This window comes from Flavobacterium sp. AC274 (genome assembly GCF_979258275.1).
Genome location: NZ_OZ409852.1, coordinates 2653243 through 2669697 on the forward strand (window position 1 = coordinate 2653243; position 16455 = coordinate 2669697).

Here is a 16455-nt window from a genome sequence, read left to right on the forward strand (position 1 = left end):
AAATAATGCATAAAATCAAAACCAAAATATTTTTATTAACCCTGCTGGTACTTTACGGAACTTTTGTTTCGGCTCAGGAACAAGATCGTAACGATTGGGAAAATCCTCAAGTATTTCAAATTAACAGAGAGCCGGCGCGAGCTGCTTTTCTTCCTTATGCAGACGAAACTTCTGCAATAAGCGATAAATATGAAAACTCTCCGTGGTATTTTTCTCTAAACGGTCAATGGAAATTTGCGTGGTCGCCAACACCAGATCAGCGCCCGAAGGATTTTTACAAAACAGATTTCAGTACACTGCATTGGAAGGAACTTCAGGTGCCCTCCAACTGGGAACTGAATGGTTACGGCGTGCCAATCTATACCAATATTACGTATCCTTTTGAGAAAAACCCACCTTTTATCAATCATTGGGATAATCCTGTAGGGTCTTATAAAAAAGATTTTGTTTTGCCTGAAAACTGGAAAAACCGACATGTTTTTCTTCATTTTGAAGCAGGAACAGCAGCTATGTATATTTGGGTGAATGGTGAAAAAGTAGGGTATACTGAAAACACCAAAAGTCCGGCAGAATTTGATATTTCTAAATATTTAAAACCAGGAAAAAATGATTTAGCTGTAGAGGTTTACAGATGGAGTGACGGTTCATATCTGGAAGATCAGGATATGTGGCGACTGTCTGGAATTGATAGGAATGTGTATTTGTACAGCACAGATAATGTTCGAATTTCAGATTTTTTTGCCAAACCAGATTTAGATGCCAAATACAAAAACGGAAGTTTAAATGTAGAAGTAAATTTAAAAAACCTGACTTCAACTACTGTTAACAATCAAAAATTAATAGCAAAATTGGTAGATGCTTCGGGAAAAAATGTATTTACAAAAGAATTGAATGTCAATTTTGAAGCATCAAAAATTCAGACTTTAAATTTTGCTCAGAATGTTTCCAATCCAAAGTTATGGAGCAGTGAAACGCCAAATTTATACACTTTGCTTTTAACCTTAAAAAATGCAAAAGGAGATATTGTAGAAACCGTTTCCACTCAAATAGGATTTAGAAAAGTAGAATTAAAAGGCGGACAATTATTGGTAAACGGAATTAGATTAATGGTTCATGGCGTAAACATTCACGAACATAATCCGGAAACGGGACATTATCAGGACGAAGCTACGATGATGAAAGACATCAAAATGATGAAACAGCTGAACATTAATTCAGTGCGCTGCAGTCATTATCCAAACAATATTTTATGGGTAAAACTATGTAACAAATACGGTTTGTTTTTGGTAGATGAAGCCAATATCGAAAGTCATGGAATGGGAGTAGAGGGACAACCTCTAATTTGGATGAACCCAAAAACTAATCCGGGTTATCTTCCGGAATGGAGAGAAGCACATCTGGATAGAATCTATAGTCTTGTTGAAAGAGATAAAAATATGCCATCGGTAATTCTTTGGTCATTAGGTAATGAAAGTGCCAATGGGCCTGTATTTCACGAAGCCTACAAATGGATCAAAAAAAGAGACAATACAAGATTAGTTCAGTTTGAGCAGGCAAAGGAAAATGAAAATACCGATATCGTTTGCCCAATGTACCCAACAATAGAATACATGAAAGAATATGCGGCACGTAAAGAAGTTACGCGCCCTTATATCATGTGTGAGTATTCGCATGCGATGGGAAACAGCAGTGGTAATTTTCAGGAATACTGGGATATCATTCGCGGAAGCAAAAATATGCAGGGTGGTTTTATCTGGGATTGGGTAGATCAGGGATTTGAAACAACAGATGAAGTTGGCAGAAAATATTGGGCTTATGGCGGCGATTTAGGAAGTCAGAACTATACAAATGATGAAAATTTTTGCCATAACGGATTGGTTTTTCCTGACAGAACACCGCATCCCGGAGCATTTGAAGTAAAAAAAGTCTATCAGGATATTTTATTTAATGCAGTTGATATCAAAAATGGAGTGATCGAAATTATTAACGATTTTGGATTTACAAATCTGAATAAATACAACTTTAAATATGAGGTTTTAGAAAACGGAAAAGTACTTAAAGAAGGAACAATTAATGTTGCTTTAGACCCTAAAACAAAAAAACAGTTTAAGCTTGATTTACCAAAATTACAATCAAAAGAAGGGACAGAATATTTATTGAATGTCTTTGCATACACGAAAACAAGTTCTGAATTACTGCCACAGCATTTTGAAATTGCCAAAGAACAGTTTGTTATCGAAGACGCCAACTATTTTGCAAAATCAGAAAAAGTAAATGCAGCTAAAATTCAGGACGAAAAAGAGCAGTTTGTGTTGACATCAGAGAATGTTGTGGTGAAAATCAGCAAAAAAACAGGACTGATTTCGTATTACAGCTTAAAAGGGAAGGAATATTTTAAACAATATCCTGAACCAAATTTCTGGAGAGCACCAACGGATAATGATATTGGAAATAAAATGCAGATTAGAACGAATGTTTGGAGAACTGCCGGTAAAAATACGAGTCTGGAAAGCATTCAGCAGACAGAGGAAAACGGAAAGCAATATATCGTTGCCAAAATAAAACTGAATGATGTTGCTTCTGATTATACAATTAAATATTCATTAGGAAATGACGGTGCTTTAGAAATTCAAGCATCTTATAAAAAAGGCAATAATCCGGTGCCGGAAATCCCGCGTTTCGGAATGATTTTCACCTTAAAAAACACATTAGAAAATCTGGATTATTACGGAAGAGGACCGTTAGAAAATTATTCAGATAGAAAAACCAGTTCATTCAAAGGAATTTATTACAGTAAAGTTGCAGACCAATATGTGCCTTATACACGCCCACAAGAAAATGGATACAAGACCGATATACGCTGGTTTAAGTTGTCAGGCAATAATGGAAATGGCCTGGAAATAAAAGGTCTGCAACCTTTATGTATGAGTGCTTTAAATAATTATCCGAGTGATTTTGACGGAGGAATTTCTAAGAAAAACATTCATTCCAGTGATATCACACCAAGAGAAGAAGTAGTGGTTTGTGTAGACTTAACCCAGCGCGGATTAGGAGGAGACAACAGCTGGGGATTACCTCCGCACGAACAGTATGTATTGACTCAAAATGAATACAGCTACGGATTTGTCATAAAACCAATTGAATAAGTTTTTAGTTTTCAGTCTCATTTGTACTGAAAACTGGGACTAGATTGAATACTAAAAAAAACTATCAACCGACCACTGAATACTAAAAAATGAGTAACACTACAAAAGGAAGATTAATTTCTTTGGATGCGCTTCGCGGATTTGTTATGTTTTGGATTATGAGCGGAGAACACATAATTCATGCTCTGGCCAAAGCTGCCCCAATTCCCGTTTTTATCTGGATGTCATCGCAATTGCATCATGCAGAATGGAATGGAATTACGTTTTACGATATGATTTTTCCTGTGTTTCTATTTGTGGCAGGAGTTTCAATGCCCTATTCTTTTGAAAAGAAAATGCAGCTTGCCGGTGTAAAAACGCCGCAGGAATTACCAAGTAACGAAAAGCGAAAAATATACTTATCAATGCTCAGGAGAACCTGTATTTTACTGGTTTTAGGTTTTGTGGTAAATGGAATATTGCGATTTGATGGTTTTGATCATACACGTTTCGCAAGTGTTTTAGGAAGAATTGGACTGGCTTGGTTTTTTGCCGGAATTATCTATTTAAATTTTGATTTTAAAAAACAATTAATCTGGTTTTTCGGTATTTTGATTGGCTATTATGCCGCAATGAAATGGATTCCTGTTCCCGACTTTGGCGCAGGAGTTTTGACCAAAGAAGGATCACTGGAAGGATATATTGATCGTTTGCTTTTACCAGGCAGACTGCACAGTACGGTTTATGATCCGGAAGGAATATTTTCTACCATACCTGCTATTGCTACAGCATTATTAGGTGTTTTTACAGGAACATTTTTAAAAGCAAAATTCTCTTTTTCTATAAAAGTAAAATTGCTTTTAATGGCTCTTACGGCATTGGTTCTGATTATGGCAGGATTGCTTTGGGATATTAATTTCCCAATCAATAAACATTTATGGACAAGTTCATTTGTGTGTTTTGTTGGAGGATTTAGCATTTTATTTTTTGTCTTTTTTTATTTGATAATTGATTTTTTTGGATTTCATAAATGGGCATTTCCATTAATATTAATCGGTTCAAATTCTATTTTAATTTACATCGCTGCCGAAGGTTTAGTTGATTTTAAACACACTGCAGATTATGTTTTTGGCGGACTTATCAATTTTACGCCGCTTGTATGGCAGCCTTTTTTTGCTGCTTTATCAGTAACCGTTGTACAGCTTCTGTTACTTTATTTTCTATATAAAAGAAAATGGTTTCTAAAAATTTGAGAGACATTCAAATTTAAATACATTTTACTAACTAACCACACAATAACCACACTATTATGAATGTATTACAAACCGCAGATTACATTGTTTTCTTTATTTACTTTGTCATAGTCACGGCTTATGGAATGTATATTTACAGAAGCAAGAAAACCGCAGCAACCAGTTCCAACGAATATTTTTTAGCCGAGGGATCGCTTACTTGGTGGGCAATTGGAGCTTCTTTGATTGCTTCTAATATTTCAGCAGAACATTTTATTGGTATGAGTGGTTCGGGATTTGCCATCGGACTTGCGATTGCTTCTTACGAATGGATGTCTGCCGCCACATTAATTATTGTGGCGATGTTTATTTTACCCATTTATCTTAAGAATAAAATATTTACCATGCCGCAGTTTCTGGCCAAAAGATACAGCGGAACAGTAAGTACCATTATGGCTATTATCTGGCTTTTAATTTATGTGTTTGTAAATCTTACTTCTATAATCTATTTAGGTGCATTGGCTATTTCATCAATTGCTCCTGTAAGTTTTCAGTTTTGTGTTATTGCGCTGAGTTTATTCTCCGTGATTGTAACTTTAGGGGGAATGAAAGTAATTGGATATACGGATATGTTTCAGGTTATAGTATTAATTTTAGGCGGATTAGTAACCACTTATTTAGCATTGACTTTACTTTCGGATCAGTTTGGTTTTGGAAAAGACATTATAAAAGGACTGGCTATTATTGCTGATGAAGCGCCTGGACATTTGCACATGATATTAGAAAAGTCAAATCCGCATTATAGTGAACTGCCGGGAATGTCTGTTTTGATCGGAGGTATGTTAATCAATAATCTGGCGTATTGGGGATGCAATCAATATATTGTTCAGAGAGCTTTAGGAGCCGATTTAAAAACAGCCCGAAAAGGAATTTTATTTGCCGCTTTTCTAAAATTATTAGTTCCAATTATTGCCGTTTTACCGGGTATCGCAATGTTCGTAATGCATTCAAACGGAATGTTTCAACAGGAAATGGTTGATGCCGCTGGAGTTTTAAAACCAGATCAGGCGTATCCAACTTTAATGAATTTACTTCCTGCGGGATTAAAAGGTGTAGCTTTAGCTGCTTTGACAGCAGCAATTGTAGCTTCTTTGGCAGGAAAAGCCAATAGTATTTCGACTATATTTTCTTTAGATATTTATAAAAAATATTTCAATTCGCAGGCAACAGAAAAAAGCTGGTACGTACAGGAAGATGGTGTGTGGTGGTCTGCATGATTATCGCAGCAATTGTAGCGCCGGCATTAAAATCATTAGATCAGGCTTATCAGTTTATACAAGAATATGTTGGGTTCTTTTCACCGGGAGTTTTAGCGGTTTTTTATTGGGAATGTTCTGGAAAAAAACAACACCATCAGCCGGACTTGCAGGTGCATTATTAACAGTGCCGCTTGCTGCTATATTGAAATTCCTGCCGATGTGGACAGATGGCGCTTTTCCTGATTATCCTTTCTTAGACCGAATGACTATTGTTTTCTTCTTAATTGTGTTTATAATGGTTGGTCTTAGTCTGGCAAAACCAGTGTCTGAAGTAGAGGCTGAAATACATAAAATAGAAGTCGATAATTCGATGTTTAAAGTGTCATCAGAGTTTATTGTAGGATCATTTATTATCTGCGGAATATTAGTGGCTTTATATACCGTTTTCTGGTAATTTTTATTTTGCCACAAAGCCACAAAGGCTCAAAGTTTATTTAAAAAGAATAAATTGAAAATTGCTTGCAAAGGATTGAGGCGCAAAGTTTATTGAAAGAAACTGTAGAGAAAAAGCTTAGCGACTTAGTGTCTTTGTGGCATAAAAACAAAAAGTAATGAAAAATAAATCTATAATTGCGATCCTAATTTTCTGTATTTCCTTAACCGTTTCGGCGCAAAAGATATTTGACATTAAAAAATATGGCGCCGTAGGAGATGGAAAAACTTTAAATACAAAAGCCATTCAAAAAGCGATTGATGCGGCCAACAAAAATAATGGCGGAAGAGTTGTTTTTTCTAAAGGAAAATTTCTATCTGGAAGCATAGTATTGAAAAGCGAAGTTGAATTGTTTTTTGAAGAAGGAGCAGTTTTGTTAGGAAGCACCAATCCGGATGATTATCCTAAATTTGAAGGAATAAGAGCTTTGATTGTAGCCAATGAAGCAAAAAATATTGCCGTAAATGGAAAAGGAATTATAGACGGACAAGGTAGAGAACTGGCATTAGCAATTGATAGTCTGCATCATACAGGAGTTCGAGTTGATCCCAAATACAATTACAGAAGAATGCGTCCTGAAGACGGAAGAGGAAAACTGATTTCGTTTGTAAAATGCGATTCTATAACGATGATCAATATCACATTAAAAAACAGTCCGGGCTGGGTGCAGTGTTTTACCGAATGCAAAAATATTGTAATCGATGCTATGAAAGTCAATAGTACCGCTTATTGGAACAATGATGGAATTGATGTTAACGGATGTGAAAATGTTCGAATTACAAACTGCAATGTAAACGCAGCAGATGATGGAATTTGTCTAAAATCGGAGTCACCAGGTTTGCAGAATAATAATATTTACATTGCAAACTGCAGGATTAGATCAAGTGCCAATGCAGTTAAATTTGGTACAGGTTCTTACGGCAGTTTCAAAAACGTAACTATCGAGAATATCGAAGTCTATGATACTTTTAGATCGGCAATCGCAATTGAATCTGTGGATGGAGCCGAGATTGAGAATATTAAAGTTTCAAATATTACGGCCGTAAATACAGGAAATGCGATATTAATTCGTTTAGGCCACAGAAATGGAGATAAGCCGGGTTATATCAAAAATGTATCTATTAAAAATATAAAAGTACAGGTTCCTTTTGGTCGTCCTGATATTGATTATGATTTGCGCGGACCAGAAGTTGATTATTTCCATAATCCGTTTCCGGCTTCTATTGTGGGAATTCCGGGGCATTTGATAGAAAATGTGACTTTAGAAAATATTGAAATTACCTATCCGGGAAGAGCTTCAAAAGGAATGGCGTATCATCCTTTAAGCCGATTAAAAGATGTAAAAGAAAACATAAACGGTTATCCCGAATTTTCCATGTTTGGAGAATTGCCTTCTTGGGGATTTTATGTGCGTCACGTAAACGGAATCGAAATGAAGAATATAAAACTGATTTTGGAAAAAGAAGATTTTCGTCCTGCCTTTGTTTTTGATGATGTAAAAAATCTTACGATGAAAGCTATTGATATTCCTTCAGACAAAACTAACCAGATTATTTTTAAAGATGTTTCATCAAGCAATTTAGACAGTGAATCTTTAAAAAGAAAAATAGAACCAGAACAAAATAAATTTGAATTGCCTGCGCATTGAAATTTTGCCACAAAGGCTCTAAGGCGCAAAGTTTTTTTCACGCAGATTTAAAAAAGATTTAAGCAGATTTTGGAGATTTTTTTTAATCTAATTTAATCTGCTAAAATCTGTAGAATCTGCGTGAAACAAAAAACGCTGCGACTTTACGAGATTAAAAAATAAACCAAAAACTTTGAGTACTATTTTAAACAAGGTTTTTAATAAATAAAATGAAATGAAAAAGAAATCTATAATCGCGATCCTAATTTTTTGTCTTTCGTTAACCGTTTCGGCGCAGAATGTTTACGACATTAAAAAATACGGAGCAAAAGGAGACGGAAAAACTAATGATGCGGCGGCCATTCAAAAAGCAATTGATGCCTGCACTAAAACGGGCGGAAGAGTTTTAATTCCGGCACCGTTTACCTTTTTAGCCGGACCAATTGATGTAAAATCCAAAGTAGATCTTCATATCGAAGCCGGAGCGAAATTATTAGCAAGTCCGGATGAAAAATTATACACCAAAAGCGCTTTCAGAACCAATCCCGGAGAAGGAACGATTTGGATTGGAGGAGAAAACGTGGAGGATTTTACCATTAGCGGAAGCGGCAAAATAGATGGAAACGGAATTTCTTTTATGGGTGAAGAACTGGAAGATTCGTATGTATTGAAACCTTTTAACGTACTTGATCCACGACCACATGTATTGACCATTATTGGCGGAAAAAATATCAGAATCAAAGATGTTCATATCGGAAATTCGGCTTACTGGACCATTCATTTGGTTGGCTGTAATGATGTTGTAATTAGCGGTATTACTTTGTTGAACAGCTTAAAAGTGCGTAATAGTGACGGTATCGATTTGGATCATTCGAAAAATGTGAGAATCAGCGATTGTTATATTGAAAGCGGCGATGATTGTATTTGTTTGAAAAACAGAAGAGAATTTGAAGAATTTGGAGCCTGCGAAAATATTACTGTGACCAATTGCACCATGACGAGCAGCAGCTGTGCCATTAAAATTGGTTCAGAAAACATGGACGCCATCAGACAAGTGGTTTTCAATAATTGTATCATTAAAAACAGCAATCGCGCGTTGGGAATTCAAAATAGAGATGAAGGAACAGTAAGCGATGTTATTTTTTCTAATATTATTATCGAAGGTAAATTAACGACAGATACCTGGTGGGGAAAAGCAGAACCCATTTATGTAACGGCTTTTAGCAGAGCAAAAGGAAATCATAAAGATGCCAACTGGCGTTTTCCAAAAGGAGCTACAGAAGGAAAAGTAGGCGAAATAAAAAATATCTATTTTTCTAATATTCAGTGTACAGGAGAAAATGGTGTGTTTGTAAGCGGCGAATCTAAAGATAAAATCAAGAACATTGTTTTTGATAATGTGAGTGTTTTTATTGATAAAACGACCACTTTTCCTGGCGGAGTATATGACAGACGTCCCTCTAATGTAGAAGGTTTTGTAAAAGGAAGTACTTCGGGATTTTATTTTGATTCGGCAGAACGTATCAAAGTGCAGAATTGTACCGTACAATGGGGAAAAAATAAACCGGAATATTTTAAATATGCGATCGAAAGTAAAAATGTTGATGATTTAATTGTAACAAATTTAGACGGACAATCAGCTTTTCCTGCTAAATTAGAGGCAGTAAAAAAATAATTCCTTCCATTCCAAAAAATTATGAAAAATAATATCCTTAGAACATTCACCATTTGTATGCTTTTAAGCAGTTTTTATGTAAATGCTCAAAAAACAATTTTAGAAGTTGATGCCACAAAAACCATTACTAAAATCCAGCCTACGATGTTCGGTTTGTTTTTTGAAGACATCAATTTTGCTGCAGATGGAGGATTATATGCTGAATTGATTAAAAACAGGTCTTTTGAATTTGATAAACCTTTGATGGGATGGGAACAGCCCAATACCAAAAGATCTTCTTTGAATAAGGAATCGGGTAGTGCAGCACCAATTAAACTTGAGGCAAGCAATACAGTTTTTTGCAGAGTAGAAATTAATAATGCAAAAGGTTACGTTTTAATAAATGAAGGTTTCAGGGGAATGGGAGTCAAAAAGGAGGCAAAATATAATCTTTCATTAAAAGCAACCAATCACAATTTAGCGATTAAAAAGATTATTATTCAGCTTATTGATAAAGACCAAAAAGTGATTGGAGAAACGAACATTGTTCCAAAATCTGATCAATGGACGAATTATACATCGCAAATTACAGCGACTCAAACCGAAGCAAAAGCAAAGCTGAAAATAACTTTTGAAGGAACAGGAACGATAGATTTAGATATGGTTTCACTGTTTCCGGAAGATACCTGGAAGAACAGAAAAAACGGACTTCGTAAAGATTTGGTGCAGCTTTTATATGATATGAAACCTGGATTTTTACGTTTTCCCGGAGGTTGTATTGTTGAAGGAAGAACATTGTCAGATCGATACCAATGGAAAAAATCAGTTGGAAATGTAGACAATAGAGAGACAAAGATGAACCGCTGGAATGTAGAATTCAACCATAAACAAACTCCCGATTATTTTCAAAGTTTTGGTTTAGGATTTTTTGAGTATTTCCAACTTTCAGAAGATATTGGAGCAGAACCATTGCCGATTTTAAGCTGTGGAATGGCCTGCCAGTATAATACAGGAGAATTGGCACCTATAAACGAACTGGATCCTTATGTGCAGGATGCTTTGGATTTAATTGAATTTGCCAATGGTGCTGTCACGACGACTTGGGGGAAAATCCGTTCCGATATGGGACATCCAAAACCATTTAATCTAAAATATATTGGAGTTGGAAACGAGCAATGGGGACCAGATTACATTGACAGATACAAAGTTTTTGAAAAAGCAATTAAGGCAAAATATCCAAATATCATAATTGTTTCAGGAAGCGGTCCTTCTCCTGCAGGCGAACATTTTGATTTTGCTATGCAGGAACTTAAAAAACTGAATGCAGAATTGGTAGACGAACATTATTATGAAAGCCCGAAATGGTTTAGAGAAAACGCCGGGCGTTATGATAATTATGACAGAAAAGGCCCAAAAATATTTGCAGGAGAATATGCAGCACAAAGTGTTTCAGGCGCAAATCCGAACAACAGAAATAATTGGGAATGTGCTTTTTCTGAAGCCGCTTTTATGACTGGTTTAGAAAGAAATGCAGAAGTAGTTCATTTAACATCTTACGCACCTTTGATGGCGCACGAAGATGCCTGGCAGTGGACTCCTGATATGATTTGGTTCAATAATTTACAATCTTACGGTTCGGCAAACTATTATGTACAGCAGTTATTTTCAACTAATAAAGGAACTGATTTGTTAAGTATTACCAAAGATGGAAAAGCTTTAACGGGACAAAATAGTTTATATGCTTCGGCAGTAAAAGATGCAAACAGCAAAGAAATAATTGTAAAATTGGTAAATACATCCGAATCTGCACAAGATGTTAGTCTTGATTTAAAAGGAGCTAAATTAGGATCAAAAGGAACAATCATTAGACTTGTAAGTTCAAATCCACAAGATGAAAATACTTTTGCAGATCCGAAAAAGATAACTCCAAAACAAAGCGAATACAAAATAACAAAAGGAAATCAGCAATTAAATCTTCCGGCTTATTCGGTAACTGTTTTAAAACTCAAAATGAATTAATTAATTGTAAATTGTCGATTGTAAATTATTAATTGAAAAATACCATGCTTTATCATTTTTTTAAAAAGGTCTTTGTGCTTATTGCTGTAATTACTGGATTTTCGTGTTATGCACAAAATTTAAAACTTCAATACGATAAACCCGCTGTCGAATGGACAGAAGCGCTTCCTATAGGAAATGGAACTCTGGGCGCAATGGTTTTTGGAAGGGTAGATTCTGAATTAATTCAGTTGAATGAAGCTACTTTGTGGAGCGGTGGACCAGTACAGAAAAATGTGAATCCGGATGCTTTTAAAAATCTGGCGCAGATTAGGGAAGCATTAACGAATGAAGATTTTGAAAAAGCTTATAATTTGACTAAAAATATGCAGGGTGCTTACAGCGAAAGTTTTATGCCGTTGGGAGATCTTATTTTAAATCAGAATTTTAACGGACAAAAAGCGGATTCTTATAACAGAAGTCTTGATATTGAAACAGGTTTAGCAGTAACCAATTTTAAAATTGACGGCGTAAATTATAAAAGAGAAATTTTTGCTTCGGCACCGGCACAATGTATTGTTATTAAACTTTCGGCAGATCAGTTAAAAAAACTTTCTCTTACAATTGATGCTTCAAGCCTTTTAAGAAATCAAAAAACAATACAAAATCAGTCGTTGGTTTTAAACGGAAAAGCACCATCTCATTCAGACCCAAATTATATTGATTACAATAAAGAACCTGTTATTTATGATGATGTAGCAGGCTGTAGAGGAATGCGTTTTGAATTGATTATAAAACCAATTATAAAAGATGGAGAAGTAAGTTCTGATGGAAACAAACTAGTGATTAAAAATGCATCTGAAGTATTACTTTTTGTTTCAGCAGCAACGAGTTTCAATGGATTTGATAAATGCCCGGACAGTCAGGGAAAAGACGAACATAAATTGGCAGAAAGTCCAATTAAAAAAGTTGTTGGTAAAAAATATGATAGTTTATTAAAAGAACATGTTGCAGATTTTCAAAATTTCTTTAATAGAGTTTCATTACAACTTAATCAAAAAGAAACCAATAAATCTAATTTGCCTACAGATACAAGATTAGAACAATATGCGAAAGGAGAAAAAGATGCCGGACTTGAAGCTTTATTTTTTCAATACGGACGTTATCTTTTAATTTCATCTTCCCGCACACACAATACGCCAGCCAATTTGCAAGGCATTTGGAACAATAAACTTCGCGCTCCCTGGAGCAGTAATTACACCACAAACATTAATTTACAAATGAATTACTGGCCTGTAGAATCAGGAAGTTTATCTGAATTGTTTTTTCCGCTTGACGAATTTATCAAAAACGTTTCTGTAACCGGAGCCGAAACTGCCAAAAGTTATTATCATGCCAACGGATGGGTCTTGCATCATAACTCGGATATATGGGCAACAACAAATCCGGTTGGTGATTTTGGAAAAGGAGATCCAATGTGGGCAAATTGGTACATGGGCGCCAATTGGTTAAGCAGACATTTATGGGAACATTACCAATATACAGGCGATGTGGCATATCTTAAAAAAGTATATCCAATAATAAAAGGTGCGGCAGAATTTAGTTTAGACTGGCTGCAAAAAGACAAAAATGGTTATCTGGTAACCATGCCTTCGACATCACCGGAAAACAAATATTTTTATGATGGAAAAAAAGGAGGTGTTGTCACGACTGCTTCGACGATGGATATTGGAATCATAAAAGATTTATTTGAAAATACCATCGAAGCCTCTAAAGTGCTCAATACTGATTTAGAATTCAGACAAACTGTAAGCCAGGCGGCAGACAAATTACTTCCTTTTCAAATTGGCAGTAAAGGACAGCTTCAGGAATGGTATAAAGATTTTGAAGATGAAGATCCGCATCACAGGCATACTTCTCATTTATATGCTTTACATCCTGCTAATTTAATTTCGCCGTTAAAAACTCCGCAATTAGCTGAAGCTGCAAAGAAAACATTAGAACTTCGCGGTGATGATGGTACCGGCTGGAGCCTAGCGTGGAAAGTAAATATGTGGGCAAGACTTTTAGATGGAAATCATGCTTATAAATTGTTCAAAAATCAATTAAGACTAACAAAAGATAATGACCCAAAATACAGCAGACATGGAGGTTGTTATCCGAATCTTTTTGATGCTCATCCGCCTTTTCAAATAGATGGAAATTTTGCCGGGACTGCAGGCGTTATTGAGATGTTAATGCAAAGTCAGAATAAAGAAATTCATCTGCTTCCCGCTCTTCCTGATGCCTGGACAGACGGCGAAATAAAAGGTATTACGGCAAAAGGTAATTTTACTGTAGCGATAAAGTGGAATGATGGTAAAATGACCCAAGCAACAATTATATCCAATAATGGCGGTAAATGTTCGGTAAGAGCTGCAGTACCATTTGTAATTGAAAAGCTTAATATCAAAAGTGAGAAATCGTCTATAGGTTATTCTGCAGTATTTGAAACTAAAAAGGGAATTTCATATAGTATAGTATCATCCAAATAGGCTTTCTGTTTCAGTTAAATAATTAATTATAGTTTAAAAAATGAAAAACGAGAAAGCATTTTTCTAATTAATTCAAGTTACCAGTTTAACAATTTAATAAATAAATTGGTTGTAAAAAAATATAATCCCTACGGGATATTTCCAGAGTGTGACTTTTGTTAATTCTACCAATATTTAATTCCTAACGGAGTAATAAAAAATATCTCGGAGAGATTACATATTAGTAGAAATCAATTTATTTGTGCCATTTTTTGTCCCGTAGGGACTACACTTATTAACTAGCAACCTGAATTAATTATGTAATATTTAACTCCTAACGGAGTAATAAAAAATATCTCGGAGAGATTACATATTGGTAGAAATCAATTATTTGTGCCATTTTTTGTCCCGTAGGGACTACAGATTAATTAGCAACTTGAATTAATTACGTAATATCTCTTTTCTGAATAATATTCAATTCCTTATTAAAAGAATTTCTATATTTTTTGATATATTCTGAAGGTTTCATCCCAAACAATTTTACGAACTGTTGACGGAAATAACGCTGATCTTCGATACCAACCTGAGGGCCAACCTGCGCGATGTTAATATTTTCGGTAAGCATAATTACTGCGGCTCTGCGGATCCTGATAGATCTGATAAAAACATTTACGGTTTGTCCGGAAATTGCTTTAATCTTTTTGTAAAGACTTGAATGGCTCATGCCCATGGCAGCAGAAAAACTCTTTAAATTAAATTCGCTGTTTTCAAGATTGGCCTCGACGATTTCGATACATTTATCAAGAAATTCTTTGTATTCAACGGGAACTTTATTGACATTTTCACGAAGTGTAATACTGTCTAAGAAATACTTGCGTAATTGTCCTCTGTTTCGAAGAACAGCATCTACACGCGCCAGAAGTATATCACTGTCAAAAGGCTTGGTAACATAATCGTCTGCACCTTCGGTAATGCTTTGCAAATGAATATCATTGCTGGTTGTAGCTGTGAGAAGTATCACCGGAATATGGCTTAAATCATCATTCTGTTTGATTTTTTTACATAAATCCAAACCGTTCATGCCTTCCATAGAAATATCGCTTAGTACAATATCAGGCATGTGTTTTTCGACAAGTTTTAATCCTTCGAGTCCATTTGCTGCCGAATACACAATATAGTTTTTGGTGAAAAGCTGTACCAGATAATGATTCATTTCCGGATTATCTTCAACAATAAGGAGCACTTTTTTTGTACTGATTAATGCTGACTGTATCGTTTCAGGATTTGAGGGTTGATCGTCACTTTTAGCTGTGTTTTGATTGTCTGCCGGCATTCCTTCCAGAAGTTCACCAACAAGCGGTGACATTTGTGGATGATTTTCATTGATGCTCATTTGTGCAAAATGACTTTTCCCTTTTGGAAGCGTAATAGTAAACGAAGTGCCTTTTCCTAATTCGCTTTTACATTTTATCTCGCCGTGATGTTTAGTCACAAAATATTTGGCAACATAAAGACCTATTCCAAAACCATTGCTGGCTTTAGAATGACCTTGCTTGAATTCTTCAAAAATAGTATCAATATCACTCTCATCAATTCCGCTTCCGGTGTCCGATATAATAATCGAAACATCGGCAGTATTCTCGATAATTTCAATACTTATAGTTCCTTTATTTGGCGTGAATTTGAAAGCATTGGAGATTAAATTAAAAAGCGTAATCTCTATTTTTTCATAATCTCCATATATTTCGGCCGGTGTTTCTTCTTCAATAAACTGATAATTTAAACTTTTAACGGCTGCCATTTGCGTAAAGCTGTCATAGATTTCACGGCACAAACTGTTTAAATTAATCTTAGAAATTTTGAGTTCATCAAGATCTGTTTCGGCTTTTCTAAACAACAGCAACTGATCCGTAAGACTCAATAATCTTTTGGCATTTTTATAGGCAAGATTCAGATCGAGATCATCTTCAGAACGGGTTTTTCTGTCGATTGCACTTTTTAGCGGATTTATAATTAAAGATAGGGGAGTGCGCAGTTCATGAGCCATATAAGTAAACATAGAAAACTGCTTTTCGGCATGTTCCTTGTCTTTTTTATGCTCCATTCGGGTCAGTTTTATTTCATAGCGAAGTCTTTCCTTATTTTTATGATAACCTACGTATGCATAAATTGCACCAATAGCAGCGATTAGATAAAAAGTATAAGCCCACCATGTTCTGTACCATGGCGGAAGGATTTTTACGGTTGCTAATGTTACTTCATTGGTCCAATTTCCAAAAACATCGGTTGTTTTTACTTTAAAAACATACGTTCCTTCTGTTAATCTGGAATAATTTGCTCGGTTGTTTTTTGAAGTATAGTTCCAGTCTTTGTCCCAGCCTTCGAGAAAGTAAGCGGTGTTAATTTTTTCGGAATTGACATAATCAAGATAAACAAAATCAAAACTCAATGCCGATTTTTCATAAGGAAGTTCGGCACCGCTTATCATTTCGAGTTTTTTTTCTGTGATATAAGGACTGTCTAATTTTAAAGGCTGATTGTTTACCAGCAAATC

7 protein-coding genes and 1 pseudogene are annotated in these 16455 nt (G+C 35.3%); 7 read left to right on the forward strand and 1 reads right to left on the reverse strand.

The genetic code is table 11. The annotated features are described in order from the left end of the window. Positions 1-5: 5 nt before the first annotated feature. The 7 genes and pseudogenes from lacZ (at position 6) to ACZZZT_RS12200 (ending at position 13922) form a co-directional block, all read left to right on the forward strand. Entirely contained in the window at positions 6-3146 is a 3141-nt protein-coding gene (gene lacZ / locus ACZZZT_RS12170) for a beta-galactosidase, LacZ type (RefSeq protein ID WP_463460552.1), read from the forward strand. An 89-nt stretch (positions 3147-3235) separates the two neighbouring features. After that, positions 3236-4378 carry an acyltransferase family protein gene (locus ACZZZT_RS12175; protein ID WP_463460553.1) on the forward strand — a complete coding sequence of 381 codons (1143 nt, stop codon included), beginning with the start codon at positions 3236-3238 and terminating at the stop codon, positions 4376-4378. A gap of 56 nt (positions 4379-4434) precedes the next feature. After that, positions 4435-6070, forward strand: a pseudogene (locus ACZZZT_RS12180) (sodium:solute symporter family transporter). A 157-nt stretch (positions 6071-6227) separates the two neighbouring features. Beyond that, positions 6228-7757, forward strand: a complete 1530-nt coding sequence (locus ACZZZT_RS12185; protein WP_463460554.1) for a glycoside hydrolase family 28 protein — start codon at positions 6228-6230, stop codon at positions 7755-7757. 214 nt (positions 7758-7971) lie between these two features. Then, positions 7972-9411: a glycoside hydrolase family 28 protein gene (locus ACZZZT_RS12190; RefSeq protein WP_463460555.1), complete on the forward strand. Its 1440-nt coding sequence runs from the start codon at positions 7972-7974 to the stop codon at positions 9409-9411. Between the two features lie 21 nt (positions 9412-9432). Then, positions 9433-11409, forward strand: a complete 1977-nt coding sequence (locus ACZZZT_RS12195; protein WP_463460556.1) for an alpha-L-arabinofuranosidase C-terminal domain-containing protein — start codon at positions 9433-9435, stop codon at positions 11407-11409. A 74-nt stretch (positions 11410-11483) separates the two neighbouring features. Then, positions 11484-13922 (forward strand): glycoside hydrolase family 95 protein, encoded by a 2439-nt coding sequence (locus ACZZZT_RS12200; RefSeq protein WP_463460557.1) that lies wholly within the window; start codon positions 11484-11486, stop codon positions 13920-13922. A gap of 424 nt (positions 13923-14346) precedes the next feature. Here the strand turns inward: ACZZZT_RS12200 and ACZZZT_RS12205 are convergent, their stop codons facing one another. After that, the gene (locus tag ACZZZT_RS12205; RefSeq protein WP_463460558.1) at positions 14347-16452 is read right to left on the reverse strand and encodes a hybrid sensor histidine kinase/response regulator transcription factor; all 2106 of its coding nucleotides are present in this window, start codon (positions 16450-16452) and stop codon (positions 14347-14349) included. Positions 16453-16455: the final 3 nt, after the last annotated feature.